The sequence below is a fragment of the Mesobacillus boroniphilus JCM 21738 genome, from assembly GCF_000517385.1.
GTDB lineage: Bacteria > Bacillota > Bacilli > Bacillales > Cytobacillaceae > Mesobacillus > Mesobacillus boroniphilus.
Genome location: NZ_BAUW01000014.1, coordinates 20758 through 42581 on the forward strand (window position 1 = coordinate 20758; position 21824 = coordinate 42581).

General features: G+C 38.6%; 20 protein-coding genes, 1 tRNA gene and 3 pseudogenes. 16 read left to right on the plus strand and 8 right to left on the minus strand.

The window, feature by feature from the left end; translation table 11 throughout:
• Positions 1-105: 105 nt before the first annotated feature.
• Both JCM21738_RS06570 and JCM21738_RS06575 read right to left on the minus strand, forming a co-directional pair.
• Positions 106-2197 (minus strand): annotated as a pseudogene (locus JCM21738_RS06570) (peptidoglycan D,D-transpeptidase FtsI family protein).
• 128 nt (positions 2198-2325) lie between these two features.
• Positions 2326-3234 (minus strand): VanW family protein, encoded by a 909-nt coding sequence (locus JCM21738_RS06575; RefSeq protein ID WP_023614076.1) that lies wholly within the window; start codon positions 3232-3234, stop codon positions 2326-2328.
• Between the two features lie 351 nt (positions 3235-3585).
• On the opposite strand from JCM21738_RS06575, the gene JCM21738_RS06580 reads away from it, so the two are divergent.
• From JCM21738_RS06580 to JCM21738_RS27160, 10 genes and pseudogenes are all read left to right on the plus strand, one after another.
• Entirely contained in the window at positions 3586-3993 is a 408-nt protein-coding gene (locus tag JCM21738_RS06580; RefSeq protein WP_023614077.1) for a GntR family transcriptional regulator, read from the plus strand.
• A complete protein-coding gene (locus tag JCM21738_RS06585; RefSeq protein ID WP_023614078.1) occupies positions 3968-4867 on the plus strand; it encodes an ABC transporter ATP-binding protein in 900 nt (299 codons plus the stop codon). Before JCM21738_RS06580 ends, JCM21738_RS06585 begins: the two co-directional genes overlap by 26 nt.
• The gene (locus JCM21738_RS06590; RefSeq protein WP_052019593.1) at positions 4842-6791 is read left to right on the plus strand and encodes a DUF6449 domain-containing protein; all 1950 of its coding nucleotides are present in this window, start codon (positions 4842-4844) and stop codon (positions 6789-6791) included. Before JCM21738_RS06585 ends, JCM21738_RS06590 begins: the two co-directional genes overlap by 26 nt.
• 71 nt (positions 6792-6862) lie before the next feature.
• On the plus strand, positions 6863-7384 hold the full coding sequence (locus tag JCM21738_RS06595; protein WP_023614080.1) for an RNA polymerase sigma factor: 522 nt from the start codon (positions 6863-6865) through the stop codon (positions 7382-7384).
• Between the two features lie 99 nt (positions 7385-7483).
• A complete protein-coding gene (locus tag JCM21738_RS06600) occupies positions 7484-8182 on the plus strand; it encodes an ABC transporter ATP-binding protein (RefSeq protein WP_023614081.1) in 699 nt (232 codons plus the stop codon).
• Positions 8172-9380, plus strand: coding sequence for an ABC transporter permease (locus JCM21738_RS06605; protein WP_369385663.1), 1209 nt, complete (start codon positions 8172-8174; stop codon positions 9378-9380). Before JCM21738_RS06600 ends, JCM21738_RS06605 begins: the two co-directional genes overlap by 11 nt.
• A 423-nt stretch (positions 9381-9803) precedes the next feature.
• Positions 9804-10151, plus strand: a complete 348-nt coding sequence (locus tag JCM21738_RS06610) for a hypothetical protein (protein ID WP_023614083.1) — start codon at positions 9804-9806, stop codon at positions 10149-10151.
• Positions 10152-10265: 114 nt separating this feature from the next.
• A complete protein-coding gene (locus JCM21738_RS06615; protein WP_023614084.1) occupies positions 10266-11624 on the plus strand; it encodes an amino acid permease in 1359 nt (452 codons plus the stop codon).
• Between the two features lie 40 nt (positions 11625-11664).
• The gene (locus tag JCM21738_RS27155; protein ID WP_023614085.1) at positions 11665-11937 is read left to right on the plus strand and encodes a DUF2512 family protein; all 273 of its coding nucleotides are present in this window, start codon (positions 11665-11667) and stop codon (positions 11935-11937) included.
• Positions 11934-12005, plus strand: a pseudogene (locus tag JCM21738_RS27160) (YndM family protein); the annotation flags it as partial. The gene JCM21738_RS27155 and the pseudogene JCM21738_RS27160, both read left to right, overlap by 4 nt.
• A 178-nt stretch (positions 12006-12183) precedes the next feature.
• On the opposite strand, the gene JCM21738_RS06625 reads toward JCM21738_RS27160, so the two are convergent.
• The 3 genes and pseudogenes from JCM21738_RS06625 to JCM21738_RS06635 all read right to left on the minus strand — a co-directional run bounded on the left by JCM21738_RS06625 (position 12184) and on the right by JCM21738_RS06635 (position 14239).
• Positions 12184-12828: a phosphatase PAP2 family protein gene (locus tag JCM21738_RS06625; protein ID WP_023614087.1), complete on the minus strand. Its 645-nt coding sequence runs from the start codon at positions 12826-12828 to the stop codon at positions 12184-12186.
• A 389-nt stretch (positions 12829-13217) separates the two neighbouring features.
• Positions 13218-13291 (minus strand) — tRNA-Arg (locus JCM21738_RS06630).
• Positions 13292-13425: 134 nt separating this feature from the next.
• Positions 13426-14239 (minus strand): annotated as a pseudogene (locus JCM21738_RS06635) (YitT family protein).
• 184 nt (positions 14240-14423) lie between these two features.
• Between JCM21738_RS06635 and JCM21738_RS24255 the strand changes: the two are divergent.
• Positions 14424-14561 (plus strand): hypothetical protein, encoded by a 138-nt coding sequence (locus tag JCM21738_RS24255; protein WP_023614090.1) that lies wholly within the window; start codon positions 14424-14426, stop codon positions 14559-14561.
• A 115-nt stretch (positions 14562-14676) separates the two neighbouring features.
• Here JCM21738_RS24255 and JCM21738_RS06640 read toward each other — a convergent pair whose 3' ends face one another.
• Entirely contained in the window at positions 14677-15567 is an 891-nt protein-coding gene (locus tag JCM21738_RS06640; RefSeq protein ID WP_023614091.1) for a YitT family protein, read from the minus strand.
• A 177-nt stretch (positions 15568-15744) separates the two neighbouring features.
• Here JCM21738_RS06640 and JCM21738_RS06645 point away from each other — a divergent pair, with 177 nt between their 5' ends.
• Together JCM21738_RS06645 and JCM21738_RS25490 are read left to right on the plus strand one after the other, a co-directional pair.
• On the plus strand, positions 15745-16743 hold the full coding sequence (locus JCM21738_RS06645; RefSeq protein ID WP_243462920.1) for a cation:proton antiporter: 999 nt from the start codon (positions 15745-15747) through the stop codon (positions 16741-16743).
• The gene (locus JCM21738_RS25490; RefSeq protein WP_243462921.1) at positions 16740-16889 is read left to right on the plus strand and encodes a hypothetical protein; all 150 of its coding nucleotides are present in this window, start codon (positions 16740-16742) and stop codon (positions 16887-16889) included. Before JCM21738_RS06645 ends, JCM21738_RS25490 begins: the two co-directional genes overlap by 4 nt.
• 105 nt (positions 16890-16994) lie before the next feature.
• Here the strand turns inward: JCM21738_RS25490 and JCM21738_RS06650 are convergent, their stop codons facing one another.
• The gene (locus JCM21738_RS06650; protein WP_023614093.1) at positions 16995-17201 is read right to left on the minus strand and encodes a YwbE family protein; all 207 of its coding nucleotides are present in this window, start codon (positions 17199-17201) and stop codon (positions 16995-16997) included.
• A gap of 216 nt (positions 17202-17417) precedes the next feature.
• On the opposite strand from JCM21738_RS06650, the gene JCM21738_RS06655 reads away from it, so the two are divergent.
• From JCM21738_RS06655 to JCM21738_RS06665, 3 genes are all read left to right on the plus strand, one after another.
• Positions 17418-18134 carry a hypothetical protein gene (locus JCM21738_RS06655; protein WP_023614094.1) on the plus strand — a complete coding sequence of 239 codons (717 nt, stop codon included), beginning with the start codon at positions 17418-17420 and terminating at the stop codon, positions 18132-18134.
• A 299-nt stretch (positions 18135-18433) separates the two neighbouring features.
• A complete protein-coding gene (locus JCM21738_RS06660) occupies positions 18434-19258 on the plus strand; it encodes an STAS domain-containing protein (RefSeq protein WP_023614095.1) in 825 nt (274 codons plus the stop codon).
• Between the two features lie 22 nt (positions 19259-19280).
• Positions 19281-20027: a Cof-type HAD-IIB family hydrolase gene (locus JCM21738_RS06665; protein WP_023614096.1), complete on the plus strand. Its 747-nt coding sequence runs from the start codon at positions 19281-19283 to the stop codon at positions 20025-20027.
• Between the two features lie 31 nt (positions 20028-20058).
• On the opposite strand, the gene JCM21738_RS06670 is transcribed toward JCM21738_RS06665, so the two are convergent.
• Positions 20059-21426, minus strand: coding sequence for a glycosyl hydrolase family 28-related protein (locus JCM21738_RS06670; protein WP_369385664.1), 1368 nt, complete (start codon positions 21424-21426; stop codon positions 20059-20061).
• Positions 21427-21824 lie beyond the last annotated feature (398 nt).

Sequence of the window (21824 nt, forward strand, 5' to 3'; positions counted from 1 at the left end):
ACTAAGAAAAGCTGTGCCAGATGGCGCAGCTTTTTCTTTGTTTTCGGCATTATAGCGGAAGTTTTTCTTTAGCTGAGAAAACATAAAGACTATAGAAACTGTCTCTTATTCTTCTGTTTTATCATTGGTTTGCTCAATTCCATTTTTCATGTTGAAGTATGCATCCATAACAGCACGGCCAATCTTTTTGTTAGCACCGTGGTCAACACTGCCCTGGTAAGCCCAGGTACTATCACAGCCATGGCGATTTCTGGATTGTCGGAAGGTGCATAGCCAACAAGGCTAAGATTCATTGTATCTATTTGTGCGTCTCCTTTTACTCGATATTGCCCATCGTAGAAAGCCTCTGCAGTACCAGTTTTCCCAGCAGGCGAGTAGGTTGCGGTGCTGAAATATCGATAAGCTGTACCACCTGGTTCCTGCATTACTTTTTTAAAGCCAATATGGACACGTTCAAGCCACTGGTCTTTCCCGCCAATATCATTGAGTACATTTGGAGAAAAGGATTTATAGATAGGTCCCAGTTCTTCGCCATTCATGGCTGGTTCACGTATTTCCTTTACTATTTTTGGCTGCATTCGATATCCTCCGTTGGCAATCGTAGAGATATACTGGGCAAGCTGCATATTCGAATACGTGTCATATTGGCCGATAACTAAATCAAGTACTTTACCAACCGGATAATTTGCTCCCTTTGCACCGGTTTGTTCATTTGGTAGATCAATTCCTGTACGGATGCCAAGCCGAATGAGGCGAAGGAATTACGGATTGTATCCCAAACTTTCGGATCAAGGTTTAATGGTTGCTGATAACGATAGACACCATTCCCAATTCTGATTGCGGTATGGAACATATACACATTGGAGGACAACTTCAAAGCCTCTATATCATTAGGCCTTCCCAAGTAAGCATATGATTTTTTTATAGGTGTGCCTTTTATATCAAGAGCTCTATCATCGAATTTAGTAGTTGAATTGATTGCACTTGTTTTATAGCCGGTAAAAATCGTTGCCCCTTTGACGACAGAGCCGACGTTAAAGGTTTTAAGTATATTGCCAAGTGCGTCATCTTCCATATAAACTTCTTTTGTTTTCTTGTCTTTTACAATTCTTTTTCCTGCCATAGTCAATACTTCACCAGTGTTGGGATCCATTAAAACAACGTAGGCACTATCCAGGAGCCCTGTGCCCGGAGACCGTTTGGCAGCCCATAGTTCCTTCTCAACAATTTCCTCGACAGCAAGCTGGAGATCCATATCAATACTCAGGACTAAGTCTTTTCCACGCTGGCCTTCTGAAACTAATTCCTTTTCGAGAAGTTCGCCGGCTTTATCAGTCACATTCACAATTTTTTCTTTTTTACCCTGAAGAACATCCTCATATTCAAGTTCGAGATTGCTTTTCCCAACGCGGTCATTACGTGTATAACCCCTGGACATGTAATAATCAAGTCGTTCAGCAGGAAGACCTTCACTGCTTGTTGTAATTCTTCCTAGTACAGGCTTGAATGCTTCTTCATACTTATATTCCCGGTCCCAGTCTGTACCAGCATTAACACCAGGAAGCAGTGACAGATTTTCATTGACTAGCGCATATTCTTCCTGTGTGACACCTTCATTTTTAATGATTTGCGGAACGAATTTATAGCCGCTGTTCATGATGCTGAAAATTGCAAGCTCTTCAATATCCTGCTCAGTTAGTTGACTAAGGTGATTTTTTGTAACTCTCTCAAGCTGTAGTTTATATAAATCTTTATTTTTCAGCTTTTTATTTCTGAAAAGCTCCATCTCTTTATCTTTTATAAGTTTTTTTGCTTCTTCTGGATGCTTGATCATCCAGAAATCCTTCATATCCCTCTCTCGGACTTTATCTGTATCTTTCTCAATGATTTTGGCTAGCTTTGCAGCTACTTGAAGCATTTCCTTCTGGGAAGCACCTTCATTCGTATATGTAATAGCATTCAGTGGTTTGTTGTCGACGATAACCTTATGATTCCTGTCCAGCATCTTTCCTCGCGGGACAGGGTTATTGACTGTCACATCTTCCTTGCGATTAATTTCGCGTTTATAGTCTTCGCCGTGGACTATCTGAACAATGCCGAGGCGGAGGACCAGCAATGAAAAGAGAATGAAGACTGAAAAGAACAGAATATTGACCCTTATTGGTGTTGTATTCCTTTTTTTAGGCAAGCAGCTCACATCCTATGAAAATATATTTATATAAAAACCATCTATTACCAATAGTGTACGTAAATTATTACTGCAATGTAAAGGTTTTCCTGAAAAATATAAAAGGAATCATTGCTTAGCAATGACTCCTTTTATATTTATATGGCTTCTTCTGGAATTATAATACTGCTGTCTGAACTTGGAACTTTACGCTTTTCGATGTTGATTTCATCAGAGGAATAAATCATTACAATCATTTTTCCAGGATAAGTTTTGGCCCGGATCAGAATGGGCTGGTTGTATTTGTTTTTGAATGTGAAATCAGGCCCATACCAACTGACAGTTGCATCCCTTCCAGGTGGAACGTAGGGAACCTGCTTGCTGTGAGAATATCGCTCGAGTATCTTCATGCCAGAGCGATCAGCTGCATTAAAAAGTGTTGATGATACCTGGCATATACCTCCGCCAATACCCTCTGATAATTCTCCTCTAACAATTATGGGTGCTGGCTGATAACCGCGTGAGGCGGTACGTTTGCCGACAACTTTATTGAAGGAGAAGGTTTCCCCGGGAAAAACAACATGGTTATTGATCGCTTCTGCGGCAAGGTTAATGTTGTGGGTCCGTTCCTGGTTCTTGCTATTGAAATACGTTATGTAATGGCCAATTAGATTTGTTCGAATATTGGCGATGATTTCGCTGTCTACCTTCGGATATACAGGTAAGGTAGGAACTTGTAATCGTGAATGGTGTTTTTCAAAAAAACTTGCGGTGAATTTTTTTTTGAATTTCTTCTCATCAAGGATGTATCCCACCTCTTCTGGTATGATCTTCCCGTAATCATCCAAACCTGCATTCGTGGGTTCCTTTTTAATCTGGAGAGACATCTGTTTATTTAATGTTTCCAGCATCGTGTGGTTAAGAATTGGATACCCAAACCAGGGAATCGAAAAGTCTGATCGCTGAACTTCTACAATTGATTCATCATCCCAAACTAAATCTATTTCATCATGATTATCTGCTGTACTGCCAGAAAGAATAAGTCCAATTGCCAATAACCATTTCAACTTCCTCACCTCCCGTTTTATTATGGATAAGCAGGAGTTGTTTAATGTATTGCGGATTAGTTGGTGTTTATTGGAAGGGCTTTAGCTCCCTAGTGTAGTGCTTGCGCTTGTTATTCTGTCGAAAAATTTTTCTGTTAAAGCCTTGTGAAGATTTCTGATTATTATGTAAAATTACACTAAATAGATAATTTAACAATTAATAATCTATCCATCGTTATGAATTAAACATCGATTTCTTAATTTTTCTTAAGAAATTATTAAGAAATTATCCCCTATCTTTTTGGAAGTGGTTGGCATATAATTTAACTGTATTAATAATAATAGTACACTTAGTACAGATAGGGGGTCATTATGTTTGAGCTTGACCTGAGGAGCCGAAAACCGATATACGAGCAGCTGGTAGATAAGATGAAAGAGCTGATCATTAATGAAGTGCTCAAACCTGATGAACAATTGCCTTCCGTGCGTCAGATGGCACAGCAATTGACGATAAACCCAAATACAATTCAAAAGGCATATAGAGAGCTTGAGGTACAGGGATTCATATATTCATTAAAAGGCAAGGGGAGCTTTGTCAATGCGATGGAACCTGGCAAGGATGCAGATAAAATACTGCAGGTGAAGAGGGATTTGGAAAAACTGCTGCAGGAAGCAATGTATCTTGGCATTACTGTGGAAGATTTGCATGAGATGATTGGGAACATTGATGGTTTGAAAGGGGGAAGCGGGCAAGATGATTCAGATGATCGAGATAAATAAAACATTTGAAAAACACGAGGCTGTAGTAAACGTCAATATGACTATAAATAAAGGCTCAATATACGGGTTGATTGGATCCAATGGTGCAGGTAAGACAACCATCATTAAATTGCTTGCTGGAATTTATAAACAGGATTCTGGGAAGGTGCTTTTGGATGGTTCGGCGATTTTTGAAAACCAAGCCTTAAAAGAGAAGATCTTTTACATATCTGATCAGCCATATTTTTTTCCTCAGTATACAGTCAAGCAGATGGCGAAGTTCTATCAAAGCATTTATCCTTCATGGAATGAAGCTAGATTTATGAAATTATCCGATGTATTCGGCTTCAGCATGAATAAAAAATTACATACCTTTTCAAAGGGGATTCAAAGACAAGCTGCATTCTGGCTCGCCTTATCGACGATGCCGGAGATATTGATCCTTGATGAGCCTATGGATGGATTGGATCCGGTGGCAAGGCAAAAGGTGAAAAATCTGCTGATTCAGGATGTCGCGGACAGGGAAATGACTATTTTGATATCTTCCCATAACTTGCGGGAAATTGAAGATATTTGCGACCATATTGGGATTTTGCATCATGGATCACTCCTACTGGAAAAAGACCTTGATGACCTCAAATCTGATATACATAAGGTTCAGGTAGCTTATAAGGGAGAAACTCCGAAGCACCTTGAAAATCAACTGGCAATGCTTCACTGCGAAAGAAGGGGAAGTGTCATGGTATGTATTATCAGGGGAAAAGAGGATGAAATCGAGAATGTTATCAATCAGACCGATCCTGTTATTTTTGATATCCTCCCATTGACATTAGAGGAGATTTTTATATATGAAATGGGGGATATCGGCTATGCAATCAAAAATGTCATTGTTTAACAAAGAAATGGTACTCCAAGTTGGAAGAAACGTCGGCTGGATATCCGTCATTTACTTCCTGGCTTTATTTTTCGCGATACCATTAAGAATCATGATGCTGTATTCCGGTGAAAACTACCGCGATTTCATGCCGGTGGAAAGATTGTTTGATTTCAATTTTGCGATACAGTTCATCATGTTTATTACAGTACCAGTTGTTATGGCAATCTTTCTTTATCGCTTTCTGCATGTGAAGCAGGCAGCAGATTTAATCCATAGTCTGCCATTGAAACGGGAGCAGATTTTCCACTTCTATACAATGACAGGCTTTGTGTTTCTGATTATTCCAGTCATCTTGATTGGGCTGACCACTGCGATTATTCACAGTGTGTATGATTTGAACCTATATTTTGAGCTGCAGGACATTTTCAGATGGACAGGAATCGTCGTGATATTTAACGCTGTCTTTTACCTGTCAGGAGTTTTTGTAGCAATGGTAACAGGAATTTCGGTGGTCCAGGGCGTCTTGACATATATCATGCTTCTGTTTCCGGCAGGGTTCACTCTGCTGATTATCTATAATCTTGGACTTATGTTGTATGGGTTTCCTAGTGATTATTATCAGATCAGGAATATAGAATATCTTTCACCTATTTCACACTTGACCATTTTAGAGGGCCAGTCAATATCTGTGAAGGCAGTTCTCTTGTATTCAGTCTTTGTGTTGGTCTCATATGTCCTGTCACTATTTATCTATAAAAAAAGGAAAATAGAAGCAGCGTCAGAGGCAATTGCTTTTAATAGTTTAAAAGTTGTCTTTAAATACGGAGTTGCTTTCTGCATGATGCTTCTCGGTGGCATGTATTTCGATGCAATGCAGAATAAATTTGGCTGGCTGATATTCGGCTACACAGCTGGGGGGATAATCGGATACTTCGCTGCCGAAATGGTTCTTCAGAAATCATGGAGGGTTTTTGGGAAATTAAAAGGCCTTGGATACTTTGCTATTGCGATGGCGGTCTTGGTCCTCATCACTCAAGCATTTGCTCCATACGAAAAAATGGTGCCTGCACTTGATGAGATTAGAAGTGTAACCTACGCAAATCACATTTATATGGACCCGGATGATCGACTTGCTCGAAAACCACTATACGAGCAAGAAAATATTGAAGCTGTGCGAAAGTTCCATGAAAGTATCATCAATAGTGAAAAAATGAATGAACAAGGAATGGAATCACAGGAATTTGCTCTCTTTATCTATGAATTGAAAAATGGAGATAAATTGGTTCGCCAGTATACCATCGATCGATTCGATTACGAGCCCCAAATGAGAGAGATTTTTGAATCACTCGAGTATAAGCATGCTCACCAGCCTATTTTTAAAATGAATACCGATGAAATTACCTCTATTAGAATAAATAAACACATAACTGATAGCCCGTTGACGATTACTGATGAGGAGAAAATTAACCAGGCTATTGCAATTCTGAAAAAGGAAATTGAGCAAGAACCTTTTTCCATTGATTATTATTCTAAAGGCAACACATCATCGATTGAAATTATGTCAGGCATAAACGATTACGACCATATTGAGTTAAAGCGGTCATACAAAAGCTTCCTGGGATGGCTGGAGGAAAACGATAGACTGAAAGAGGCAATTGTGACACCTGATGATATAGACTATATTGTCGTAACAAATGATTCTATAGAACAGGAACAATTTAAGGAATACCCAGAAGAAGAAATAATTAATCGTATTATGAACGATAAACAAGCCCTTAAACTGAGTGAACATGACCAAGTGCTCTCAGCGATTGAGACGCAGGTTATGGATGGTTTAATGAAGCGCCGTATACTGCTATTTTCGTTTACAAAGCAGGGAATCACAAAGAGATTCGTACATTTAGTGATAAAGATGTACCAGCTTTATCAAGGAGCATTTTAAGTAATAACAATAGACAGAGATTGAAAGGAATACAGCTTACAAAAGTTAGTAGCAGGGCAAGGGGGATGGATATGGCTAAGATTGATTTTGACGAGCTTTATAGAACCCATGGGAAAAAGCTTTGTCAAATTGCTTTCAGCATTACAAAAGACAGACATCTTGCAGAAGATGTAGTCCAGGAGACTTTCATAAAGGCATATAAAAAGGCAGATACCATCATAGATACGCATAAAATCGGTTCATGGTTAGCAGCAATCGCGGCAAGGACTGCAATTGATTATTTGCGGGCAGAGAAAAGAAGAAAATGGCTTCCATCTGACCAGAGTATTATGGAACAAATTTTCAGTGATTATGATAACAAACAATCGCTAGAAAAGGAAGTCGAGATCATCCTGTTTAAAGAAGAAATTCAACATATGCTGTACTTGCTGACGAGTGAGTACCAGCAAGTATTAGTATTGAGATTCCAATACGGGTTAAAAGAGGATGAAATCGCCTGCAAATTGAATATTAAATCAGGCACAGTGAAAACACGTCTCCACAGAGCTCGAAAACAATTGAAAAAAGTTATGTCAGAGAAATACCCAGCCTAATAGTTCTATTTGGGCGATTAGCCAATCGCCTATTTTTTTAGGCATAAGTATTGGTAAAAAATATAATTTATTCAAATATTTTGCAGAAGAGGTGCGTCGATGATTTCAATCAACAATTTGAGCCACGAATTTGAAATCGGCAAAAAAGGGAGAAAAACGATAATTCCTGTGTTGAAGGATGTTTCTTTCAAAGTGAACAAAGGAGAAATTGTAACCATTGTAGGCAGAAGCGGTTCAGGAAAATCAACACTCCTTAACCTTGTCAGCGGATTTATAAGGCCGAAAGAAGGAGAAATCACGATCAATGGAATCAAAACATCTACTTTAAACGAAACAAAGTTTGCCGATTTCCGGATTCAGCATCTGGGATTCATTTTTCAAAGCTTTCAATTGATCCCAAGCATGACAGCCTATCAAAATGTAGAACTGCCTCTAACCTTAAAGGGAGTCAAAGAGGAAGAGCGGAAAAAACGAACAAATGAAATCCTTGATATGGTCGGGTTATCTGACTATCAGGATCATTATCCTGGCGAACTTTCAGGAGGTCAGCAACAAAGGGTGAGCATCGCCCGTGCACTAATTGTAAATCCGCCGATCATTCTTGCTGATGAACCAACCGGCAGTCTAGACTCGGAAACAGAAGAAGATTTACTCAAATTCATCACTAAATTAAACAGAGAGCTTGGCATTACATTCTTAATCATTACCCATGATGACAAGGTAGCCAAAATCGGTCATCGTACAATTGAATTAAGGGATGGCAAAGTTGTTGAGGAGGCATTCGCAAATGAGGCTTAAAGATCAATTTCAATTCGTCAGACAAAATATGAAAAAGAACCGGACTAGGCTGTTCATGACCATCCTGGCCACAGCTATGAGCGTTGCATTCCTGATTGTGCTTGCTTCCGTGGGATTTGGTCTTCATAAATCGATCGTCAAAGAAACGCTGGAAAGAAGGATTGTGACAGAAATTGAAGTCCCTGGAAAAGAGGATCCGAATAATGGCTTCAGACAGCTGACGGATGAGGATATTTCCTACTTTGAAGAAATTGACGATGTCAAAGCTGTAACAAGACGGAAGAGCCTCCAGCATTATATGTTCGAAGTGGACGACCACCTGACCGATGCCCAGGCAGTAGTTGCTCATATGCCATCTGAAACCAAAGCAGGTCTCGAGCTTTCGGAAGGCAGGCTGCCAAAAGCAGAAAATGAAGTTGTCGTTGGATACCATTTTGTAGAAAACCTACGCCCAAATAGAGAATTGTCTGAGGAACTCTATGATGAGAAGGGACAAATAAAAGAAGAATTCCGCTATAAAGAGGGTTTGATTGGCAAGAAAATTACTATGAATGTGATGAAGTTTGAAGACGGCAAGGAGATAAAAGAACCGTTAGAAGTGACGGTTGTAGGAATCCGTAAGAAACCAACAAAAGACTGGGTTTACGATAGTATTGTATTTGTTTCCGAAGGAGTTCTTAAGCAGGTTGAGGAATTTACCGGTACTCCACGCGGAATGATGAAAGATCCAAACAATCCTGACATGGAACTGCCAGATATCGGTACAGACCAATATGATCAAGTCAATATATACGCGGCAAATATGGAAGCAGTTAAAGACATCACCGCACAATTAGAAGAAAATAATTACCCATCCTATTCGGTCATAAATGAACTCAAAGATGTAAACGTCATGTTCACGATTGTTAAAGCAGGATTAATTTTTATAGGTACAATCGCAATCATTATTGCTTCGATAGGAATTTATAACACAATGACTATGGCTGTTACCGAAAGGGCTCCCGACATCGGTATTATGAAAGCGATTGGGGCTAATCCAAAGACAATCAAGAGAATTTTCCTCCTTGAAAGCAGCTATATCGGACTGATCGGTGCAGCGATTGGAACGCTTGTCGCTTATGTCATCAGTTTTATTGTGAATTTCGGACTGCCGCTGATCATAAAGCAGGCTTTCGGTGAAGAACCGCCAGAAGGTTGATATTTAGCCATATCCCATATACTCTGCCAATCATCAGTTTTATCATCTGCTACCTTGTCACGATTCTATCCGGACTGCGACCTGCCCAGCGAGCTACTAAGGTAGATGTCCTCCAGGCAATGAGAAGGGAAGTATAAGAAGCGATAGAAAAGTAGTGATTATAGTAAAATGAATCACCAAAAAAAGTATTGGCGCCCTAAAAATCAAGATAATGGAAAAACAGGTCACCAATAGAGCCGGTTCACGCCGACAAATCAAAATTCTGCAAAACTGGTCATTAATAGAGCTAATTGTATAAAATAAGATGAAGGACCAGTTGCGAATACTGGTCCTTTAAAACACGATTAACCTGGCTGGCATATGTATAGATTGTTTAACAATGGAAAAATCTAATCCTATCGTTATTTTACAGGGGGATAGGATATGTCAGTTATTGTTGTTCAAACATTTGAAATGAAACAGGATAAATTTCCGGATGGCATAAAAAACCTGCGTTTAATCCAAAATTTCCGGAACGAGCAATATGACCACAGAGTGGAGCTCTTGTCGCCAATTTCAGGTGAAGATCACACTTACGCATTGATATCTACCTACGAAGGACTGGCTGAAATGGAGCTGCAAAACAAGAAGATGTTTGAAGATGAGGAGTATAAGAAGCTCATCGGGGAATTTTTTCTTGAAAACATTGTGCAAGGAAGTATGCACACACAGATGTATCGCACGATGACTGGTCTTAGTAATGACTCTGAATCAGAAAAGAGCAAGAAATAGGATGAAAAAAAGTCGTTTCCCCGGGATGCGGCTTTTTTCATGCCTTGAGTGGCTAATACATAAAAAGTATTCGATTCTCGAATGATAATACTTGGTGAGGAAGGGGGTAAAACAATGGATTTTTTTCTGCCATCATCAAAGCCGGGATGTGGAAATAGCTCCAATGAAGGAGATTTAAAATGGTGGCAATTGTCACTGATTGGTGTTGGGTGTACGATTGGAACAGGTTTCTTCCTGGGATCGGCGATAGGGATTAAAATTACCGGGCCTTCGATTGTATTTTCTTTCATGCTTGCTGCGTTCGGCACGTACGTGGTTTATAATTTACTGGCAAAAATGACAGCAGAAGACCCCCAGGATGGCTCGTTTTGCTATTATGCCAAGAAAGCTTATGGACAGTGGGCCGGGTTCAGCTGTGGCTGGAATTATTGGAGTTCCAATATCTTGATTATGGGTAGCCAGCTTACTGCCCTTTCAATTTTGTCGCAATTCTGGTTTCCTAACATACCTTTATGGCTTTTCGCTACTGGGTATGCAATTCTCTCCATCGGTGTCGTCCTTACGGGAAATAAGGGATTTGACAAGGTAGAAGATTTATTAGCCGTCATAAAAACGGCAGCCATTATTATGTTCATTTTGATCGCTGCTGCGGCTCTTTTTGGCTTGTTTAATTTTGAAACAAAAGAGGTGATGGTGCCAATATCTACACAAAAACTATTTCCTGAAGGCTTAAAAGGATTCTGGTCATCATTGATATATGCATTTTATGCCTACGGAGGAATAGAAGTAATCGGTCTGATGGCAACAAGGCTTAAGAAGAAAGAAGATGCTCCAAAAGCGGGGGTCATCATGCTGATTTTATTAGTGATTATTTACGTACTATCTTTGGGGCTTGCTGTGATCATGGCTGCTCATGGGGCATTTCACCATAAAGAAAGTCCTTTTGTTACAGCTCTGGATCCATATAACTTGGATTTTTTTCCTCATGTATTCAATGCGGCTATAATCGTTGCAGGCTTTTCGACAATGACTGCTTCGTTATTTGGGGTGACCACCTTGCTTGTTACGCTTGCCGGAGATGGAGATGCACCGAAGGTCTTCGCCAAGAAAATCGAAAAAATGAAAGAGCTTCCTCTTCCATCGCTTGGTTTGGCAGTGGTCGGGCTAATTGCATCAATCGTTACCGCTTTAGTTCTTCCGGGTAAAATTTATGAGTATATAACAACAGCTGCAGGAATCCTGATTTTATTCAATTGGGCTTTTATCATTATTTCAGCTCTGAAATTACTGGAATTAAAGGCATGGGGAAAGACCATATCATCCATTGGAATCGCCCTTATACTTGCTGCAGTCAGCGGGACGATAATGGAAAGGAGCATACGTATGGGCTTTTTCATCAGCATAATCGTTGTCTTGCTTATTGGGATGATATCGTTAGTTTTACAGAAAAAGGTATGGAATAAAGCTAATTGAGCAAAATAACGCAAAATACTAAAAGTATGGAGGAATCGACATGAAACACCTTAGAGCATTAGCTGTAAAGTTTCTTGCCAGCCTGGTACTACTTTATGTCATTCTTGGCTTGATGTATGATGTGTCTTTTACGAAAGTCTTTTTGATTTCTCTGGTTCTTGGGCTAGCTTCTTATGTAATTGGTGATTTGTTCTTGCTGCCAAAAACGAATAATACAATCGCAACATTAGCTGACTTTGGACTTGCTTTTATAATCATTTGGATTTTGGGAGAAAGTTTAACTTATGGAGATAGTTTGCTTCTTGATCCTTGATATCAGCCGCCGGTGTTGCTCTGTTTGAATACTTCTTCCATAAATATGTTGCAGGGAATGTACTTGAAGATGGAGAAAGGCAATATCGAAATACAAATTATCAGTATCAAACAGAAGCGTCTGAAGAACTTTATCCAGTCAAACCTGATGTGAGAAGTGAAGATAAATCAGAAAAATAACGATTTAAAAACTTCAAGGTACTAAAAAAGAGCTGCAGTCGCAGCTCTTTTCTCTTAAGCGGGTTTTTCAATCTTTTACATAAACTGTTTTGGATTTCTCGGTAACATTAAATTCATATAGCTCGAAGACTATTCCATATATAAAAGAAGTTAAAAACATTGATGCGAACATATCAAGTATATAATGCTGTTTAACAAACAGCGTAGAGATAATAATCAATGAGCCCATCACCGGTACGAAGACCGAATGGAAGATATGCTTATTGCGAATGTTGATATTGCCAAGAATGATGGCAAACGTAGTTAATACATGAATGCTTGGGAAAGCGTTATATGGTTGATCGTGGCTGTAGATCATGCCGACAAGGTCTATAAGGATTCCGTTACCAACAAGGTTTGGTCGAGGAACGGTTGTTTGGAAGAAGAAGTAAATAATGAAACAGACTAACTCGCCAATTACAATCATTGTCAATGTTTTTAAATAAACTCGAGTATCCTTATACCAAAAATAAATTAGATAACCTAATATGAACGCGTACCAAATGATATAGGGTAAAATGAAGACTGGAAGGAAAGGTATCTTATCGTCAACATTAGTTGAAAGGATGACAGCCTCTCGGGGGTTGTTATTCAAGATTTTATAAATTAAGCCAAGTACTGGCATAACCAGCAAAAATAATAAATACGGCAACTCTTTTATTTTGGTTTTCATGTTAATTCCCCTTTTGCTAAATTGCTTGTGGTGTATAAATACCACAAACAAGCTTATTTAATCCAAAAACAAATAATTGGTATATTAATAGAGTAAAATCTGTCTTCACTAATAATAGACGTATCCAAAATTAGTTTAGTTCCATTTTACTAACAGTTTCTTGATTTTCTGTACTCAAAATAAATTTGGAAAACATGGTTGTTATTGTGCCGAGATCTATTGTGTGTCTGGTAATTTTAATACCAAAAGAGGTGATAAGGGGGATGCCTTGACATGTAAATCTTCTAAGTTGGTGTGTAGTTTCTATCAGCAGTAATTAGCGGAAGCAGGAAGATATAAGAAAAAATCTTAACAAATAAAAAACCTTGATTAAAAATCAAGGTTTTAAGCGTCCCAGAAGAGATTCGAACTCCCGACCTACAGTTTAGGAAACTGTTGCTCTATCCTACTGAGCTACTGGGACATGAAAAAAGTAATTCTCTTTTTGCAGCGACTCAATTATTATACGATGAATCTGTGGGAATTTCAAGATAAATTTTCCTATAAAAATATTACCGGCATTCAAGAAGCTGCAATTGTCAGCCCCCTGAATGTCTCTTAATGCTGTTTTCGATGAAAAAGGCCCATTACCTCCAGGGTTTCGGTTATATTCACAAATGCCTCAGGATCAATTTCCTCTATAAGTGTTTTAACTTCTGTGAGCTCATAACGAGAAATGACTGTAATGATGACGTTGCTCTTCTCATTCGAAAAACCCCCAACAGAGTCTATCACCGTTACCCCACGATAGACATTTTTTTAATAAATGCTGCTTTACTTCTTCACCTTTTCTGGTAATGATCATTAATGTTAATTTAACGTGATGTGTATGCACTTTATCGATTACTTTTCCCAGAACAAAGATGGAAACAAGCGTATTTAATGCAGCGTCCCAGCTGAACAAAAAGCCAGATAACAAAATAACAACTGAGTTCATCGCAAATAACAGTGTTCCCATTGGAAAGTCTTTGCGTCTCGCCAAAAGCATCCCAATTATATCAAAGCCCCCTGATGAACCAGAGGAACGGAATATAATCCCTATTCCTAATCCAACAATCGCTCCTCCAAATATAGAGGAAAGTATAGGATCTTCAGCAAGTTTAAACACTGGAATAGCATAAAGAGTTATAGAAATTGTAATGACGGAAAGTATCGTATAAAAAATAAATTTACGTCCCAGTTTCAAATAGCCTAGGACTAATAGGGGGAAGTTCAGAAAGAAATTGTAAATACCAGTATTAATCGATGTTAGCATTGACAATATGATAGAAAGACCGCTGATCCCGCTGCTCATGATTCCGTGGGGAATCAGGAAAAGATTAAATGCAAATGAAACAATGATTGAGCCAATGATAATTCCTGCTGACTTCAAGAACGCCGCCTCCAAAAATAACAGTGTGTAAAAAATATTATATAGATGAAAATACAGAAATGAATTTAAAAGTTTATTTAAAATTCATTAAGAATTTTGATTTGATATTGCCCTTAAACTGCGAAGTCATATTAAGTTTGAGGAAGGGAAAGATAAAGTGAGCATTAGATGGAGGTGAGCAGCTTTGAAAAACGATTCAATCAGGGATCTGGTAACTGTTATAGATGATAGGGGCATGGAGAGGCAATTCGAGGTAGAAGCATTATTCGAAATGAATGGTGAATCATCGCGATGCTTAGAGTTGAAAATGGGACAGTATTAATAATTGAAATGAATAAATCGGTATTTATAAATCTTCTTTATTTCAATTACTGAAGTAATATATCTGGATTCAAAACAAAAACTCAGATTTCTGAGCTTTTTTGTGTTCGAGAAAATTAGTGGATGTTCCGTTTTTTGAATCTGCCCCCACGAACTTCGGCTATATTTCCGACAGCCAAGAATGCCGTCTCATCAAGTTCTTCGACAATGGATTTCAACTTAGCTTCCTCAAGACGGGTGATGACGCAAAAAATGACCTTTTTATCATCGCCCGTATATGCACCCTCGCCGATTAAATATGTGACGCCGCGGCCAAGACGAGCCAGGATGGCTTCGCCTATTTGCTTGTGCTGATCACTTATAATCCACGCAGCTTTGGATTCATCTAGTCCAGCAATGACTATATCGATAGTCTTGAATGCGATGAAATATGCCAGGATGGAATACATAGCCCGATCCCAGCCAAAGACAAATCCTGCCGTGCCAAAAATGAAAATATTGAAAAACATTATGACTTCCCCAACAGAGAATGGCAGTCTCCTGTTTGCCAGGATTGCAAGAATTTCCGTTCCATCCAGTGACCCGCCATATCTTATCACTATTCCGACTCCAGCTCCTAAAACTATTCCTCCGAATACAGTGGCAAGAAGTATATCTTCTGTAAATACAGGCCAATCATGAAGGAAGCTAGTCGTTAAAGATAATACAGTGATTCCCAATAGGGTGGATAGTGCAAAGGTTTTTCCAATCTGTTTATAGCCAATGAAAAAGAAAGGAATATTCAGGACAAAGATAAAGAGGCCGAGGCGCCAGCCTGTTAAATGTGAGAGGATGATTGAGATGCCAACAATACCGCCATCAAGAATTTTGTTCGGGACCAGGAATTCCTCAATTCCCACGCCCATCAAGATACCACCTAATATGATGAAAAAAATTCTTTTTGCGAGTTTGGTTTTTGTGATGCCCTTATGCTGCTGGACAAGGGCCTGTTCTGGAATGCTGTTCATTTCTTCCTCCTTATAAGAATCTTCCAATAATTTTATTTAACTAATTTTATCATAATTGTTAAACCAAACTATATTAAAGACCTTGGATTATTTAATTTTCCAGTGTTGATTTTAAGGTAATTGGGTAGTAAAAAGGAAGGTTATTGCTTTTAAAAATTGTAAAGGTGTTGTTGCAGATTGAATTTGACTTTAGTCATTGGACTTTTTCTATTGGTGCTTTTTTTTATTGGTATGGTCGGAATCAAATTAATAAAAATTCCTGATATATTATTATATATTTTGCTTGGTCTCATTTTATCCTTGGTTATTAAAGAATCTAAGGTAATTGAAGTGGCCGGAGAAATTGGTTTAGTTTTGTTATTCTTCATATTAGGTATGAAGTTTCCTGTCAACAGACTTATCACTAATAGTGCAAGGGTATGGAAAGGCGGTTTGCTGGATGCCTTTCTTGGAATTTTTGTGACTGCAGGGATTAGCCTGCTGTTCGGACTAGATTGGGTATCATCATTAATTGTCGGTGGAATTGTCTATGCCACAAGCTCCTCTATCACAGCGAAACTGCTTGTCGATAAGAACAGGACTGAAAACAAAGAGTCCGAATTCATGCTCCTTATCCTGGTTTTCGAGGATCTAATTGCGCCAATTCTGGTAACCGTACTGATTGGCCTTTCTGGGGAAGGGTTTACGGTAACCGATTTTGTGTTGATCCTCTTGAAAATTGTTCTTCTCGCAGGAATTGCCGTGTTCTTCGCAAGAGTGGTCTTTAAAAAGGCAGAATCAATTTTAAAAGAGATTGATCAAGATGATATCTTTATTGTGTTGATTACGGGGATTGCGCTAACTTACGGAGGCATCGCAATGCTGCTCGGTTTGTCAGAGGTAATCGGGGCCTTTCTTGCAGGAATGATGCTTTCTGAGATTTCAATTAAGGAAAAGGTTGAAAAGGCGGCATTGCCAGTACGAAATATTTTCCTTCCTTTTTTCTTCTTGAATTTTGGCCTTCATATCGAGTTGACCAGCGACATTCCATATTTAGGATTACTGATTGTTCTTGTACTGTGGTCATTGATCCATAAATTGATTGTAGGTTATTTTGGAGGACAATGGTATGGTCTTTCAAGAAGTGATTCATTGAAGGCGGGCCTTTCACTGACCCAAAGGGAGAATTCTCCGTGATCATTGCTGCGCTGGCGATCGGAGAATTAGAGATTTTTGCCAGCATTTATATCTTGGTGATTGCCATCATAGGAACGATCATGTTTCAATTGGCCCCAAGGTTGAATAAATTAATTGTTGAAAAAGTGCAAGAAAAGAGTAGATAAGCATTAAAGGGCTGCCCTTTAATGCTTTTTTAATAGTAAAAAGAAACTTTCTTTCCGTGTACTTCTTCCAGTATTCATACAGGATATAGAAAACCTACCCTTTATTTACTCCAAAATTTCTTTAACACGGCCAACCTGTCCGTCTTCAAGCCTTACCTTAATACCATGAGGATGAGTGTTGGAATTGGTAAGGAGATCTTTAACGATGCCTTGAGTAAGTTTTCCTGTTTTCTGGTCAGCTTTAAGGACAATATTTACCTTTAAGCCGGGTTTGATTTCATTGCGGTTTCTTCCATCTTTTCTATTGGACATAAATAACCCTCCACTAATTTTTATAAACCGTTTGATGAGTATTCAATTCTACCATTTTTTACATTATTATAAAGTAGTGCTTCTTTTATAAACATGTTGCCCTGCTATCGTTAATAGTAATATTCCTTAATTAAAATTTGGTTTTGTATGCGGATCTGGCGGTATGACCAGCAACAATACACCGAAAAAGGCTTATGTGAAAAGGCGAGGATACAATTGAAGTTTTGGAAATTGGCTCTACTCATTATTATCATTTTACTTTTAATTGGCGGACTTTTTTATTTTCAAAAGAAACAGGAAGAAAAATACCACGGACTTCCCATAATACCAGAGCGGACAACCGATATTCCTCTTTATAAGGGGTTGAAACCTGACAGTCCGGTTTATATTACAAAGGGTAATCATTGGGAAGAAATCTTTCATTTTTATGAAAATGAGCTTCCAAAAAACGGATGGAGTTTGAGGATGTCGCAAGCTTCATCTGATAATAATGAGGATGGTGCTGGTTTTATTTCTTATTGGGAAAAAGATAACACACCCTGGGTATTATCAATAAGCGCGGCATATTTCAAGAATTCGAATAAAACAGAAGTTGGTTTTGATAAAAGCGATAGATTGAATGCTGCCCCTTGGATCGATACAGAAGTTTCGGAAATCTGTATCAACGAACAGCCGGATCGAAGTGATGAATGCTTCAGAATGACTGACAGGCAAACAATTGAACAGATAGTCAATTTAATTAATGGAGCTATAGTCGCGGAGCAGCAACAAGTATATTATAACGGAAAAAGTGTTATCGATTTTGGCAGCATAATAATAGATGTATACTACGACTTGGAAAAAGGGATTTATTTCGTTTCTGATAATGGGATAAAATGGATGAAACCAGAAAGAGAATTCTTCGAGTTGACGAAAATATCCAAGGAATATTGATTCATGGATAGTCTTTCTCCCTGGCTTGGATTATTAAGCAGCAGGAGGATTATTTACCTAGTACAACTTGATTATTTGCAAGTAATTACAGGTTTTAAGAAGATTAATTATTGTTAAAGGTGTATCCTATTATTAAATAAGTAAAGGCTTTTTCGCATTTATCGGTTGTTATCGGCCTTATCCTTTCAAAAACTTTTAAATTAATTTAAGTTTCTTTACGAACAACAATGAAAAAACACTTTAGTACTTTGGGTGATTTTTAAAAGAACATAAGTAAAAAGAAAAGGGAAGTGACCTTTGTGAATCCAACTTCAGCAGTAGCAAATGAACTACAACAAAATTCCGAAACAATCGCAAAGGAAATAGTAAGTTCCATACTAGAATTAATTGGTGTCGAGATTCCGAAGCAGGAAGTTGACCAGGCAATAGTTGTTTACACTGAGTATCTTAAATTTCTAGGTGACTCTATTATGAATAAAGATGAAACAACTTCTAAGGGCCTTCTTGAATGGAGCCGACAAAATGGAGAACGTGAAGCAGCTAAAGGCGGCAGGATTTCAGATATCCTATTCAGGTATCCTCCCACAAGGATTGTTTTCATTGATAAAATGGCGGAAATTAGCTTAAAGCATGATGTAAACACGGAAGATTTAATTTGGATCAATAAAAGAGTGAATAATATGCTTGATATAAGTATTAATGAAACCGTTTTTGCCTTTGAAAGGCAAACTTCGAAACTGATGATGGAAGTCCAGGAAGAAATGGATATATTATCGACTCCAGTGGTCCCGGTACAGGAAAATGTGTCAGTGTTGCCTTTGGTAGGGAAAATGGACTATGACCGGGCAAGGTTGATAATGGAAAGAGCAATTCCGTTGGTAGCAAGGCAAAAAGTACAGTGTTTAATCATTGATTTTTCAGGAATCGTCACAATAGATGCAACGATTGCCAAACATATTTTGGATATCCACAATGTTTTGCGGCTTTTAGGGGTGGATTCAATTGCCACTGGAATGAGGTCAGAGCTTGCACAGGCTGCAGTCGAGGGCGGAGTAGACTTTTCAAATATCAAAACCTTCGCTACAGTAAAACAGGCCATTGATAGTATCAATAAAGAAATGTAAAGCAACTATTAGGAGGATAAAGTTGATTAATAAAAAGCCGGATATCAAACTAATTGCATTGGATATGGATGGAACGCTTCTGGATGAGCGACACGAGGTATCTGAGAAAAATAGACTAGCAATCAAAGAAGCTGAAAAAAGAGGGGTACATGTTGTTTTAAGTACTGGACGCAGTCTCAAAACAGCTAGGGATTATGTAATCTCACTGAAGATGTCGTCTTATCTAGTAACGGTCAACGGTGGAGAAATCTGGGGACCAAATGGGGAATTGGTGCAAAGAAGCATGGTAGATACCGAACACATCCAATGGATGTATGAACTATCACGAAAGCACCAGACAGGTTTTTGGGCAACAAGCAGTGAAAACGTCTGGCACAATGATATGCCAGAGGACCTGTTTTCTCAGGAATGGATTAAATTTGGCTTTCAAATTGAAGAATATGAAATAAGAGAAAGTGTACTTAAAGAGTTAAAAGATAAGGGATTATTCGAAATTAGCAATTCAAGCCTAAAAAATATTGAAGTCAATGCACTTGGCATTAATAAGGCCAGGGGATTGCAGAAGGTTTGTGACTTATTGGAAATTTCAATGGTAAATGTCATGGCAGTGGGAGACAGCCTGAACGACATTGCCATGATTACTGAGGCGGGTCTTGGAGTAGCGATGGGCAATGCCCAGGAAACCGTAAAGAAAGCGGCTGACGATATTACAGGTACCAATAAAGAAAGTGGGGTTGCCCAGGCAATCCATAAATGGGTTCTCTCATAACGAAGGAAGCAGCTTGCACTGCTTCCTTTTTTTATACTTGCTGCTGTTCCAGAACCACCTGCTTGAATCCTTTTGAGTCAATTTCCTTCACCAATGCTTTATTTTCTGCAAGTTCGACTACAGACTGTCCATTGACAGCTTCTGCGTATACATTTTCAACTGTTGCAATAGCTACTCCTTTACCTATTTGGATTGCTTTAGGTGCTGAATGTTTTGCAAGGACATTTCGGATTTTAACATTATCAGCGCGATTGCTGCCGCCAAAAACCTTTATATCGGCTCCTGCATTTGTAAACCCGCTAAATTCTACATTCTTTAAAATTATATTCCTGGAACGATACTGTATGGCAATCGCTGGTTCACCAACATAGTCATAGGAAGGATCCCCAATCGCTGTAAAATGGTTCACAGCGACATTTTTATATGCTGATACTACCATCGCCCGTGGCGAGGAATTTGCATATAACTCGGTATGAACCGGATTGTACGAGATAATATTTGCAGCTCGGATGTTGATTGCTGTTTTAGACTCAGGATCATTTTCCTTGTGATGGCCAATATGCCTGAAGTTATAAGAACGATTGTCATTTACAGATAAATGGCCTATTATGACAACATTATTTGCTGCTGAAGAAGTATGATGAGCTTTGATTTCTACTCCGCCAAAGCATCTTGCGGTTGAATTGTTTAAGAGCCATACATTTCGCGATCCATCATCTATTTCGATTCCATTCGAATTAGAAAACCCTTTTTTATGGGCTTTCCCGCTTGGATCGCTCATATGGCAATTTGATATAAAAATATTATCGCTATGGTGCGTTGTAATGCCATCATCTCCGAAACCATAGCCATTTAGGTTATCGAGCCAGATAAACTCACTTCCGCCACGGGCCCGATAGCCATCGCCATAATAATTGTAAAGAGGAGATGAAATATCAAAGCAGTGAAGCCCTGGATTAACGCATTCAACATCCTTCACCCAGCCATATTTCACATTGGCATATAGCAGACAGCTGGAATGATTTCCCCATGTACTGGTCTTTTCAACATTTCCCAAACGTTCAACATTCCAATCAAGCGTCATTCCTGTCACTTTTACATTCCGATTTCCGGTACGATGATTTTTATTTGTTATAAGTCTCCTGCCTTTAGGGGCTGAGTCATGAAGTCTGATGATTGTTTTCCTTTTTCCGGCACCAACCAAATAGGTAAAAGAAGGCATCTTTATCTCTTTTGCCACATAAACACCTTCAGGAATATATACTTTCACACGTCCTTTGCCAAGAGCCATTCGAAAAGCCTCTGTGCAATCAGTTTTTCCATCACCGATTGCACCAAAGTCTTCAATATTGACTTCACGAGTGATTTCTTTCAGTAAATGTTTATATTCCTCATTCAATCTTTCCATCCACTCGGGAAAGACATTGCCATTAGGATCGACAATAGTTTGGTAGTTTTGTGCGTTATCGAATGCGGACCTAGTCTGAATTATTTTACTTAGACTTGAACCTAAATTATTGGAAAAAGACGATATGCCTGGAAATGTTTTAAAATTTATAGGTCTGTAATCCTCACTTGCTTCTCTGAATAATTCGTTTGTCTCTTTAACCAGATCATATATATTTAAATTTTTTCCTGATATCTGTGCTATCAACTCAGCATTTTTTTTGGATCATGATTCCTATCTATCATTACCATCGTGTTCCCACCTTTTTTTTAAAAGCTGCTTGAATATTATTTCCCGCCAAAAGTGGAGGATAATCTTTTCGTACTTAAAATCCTAATTTTTAATCGTTC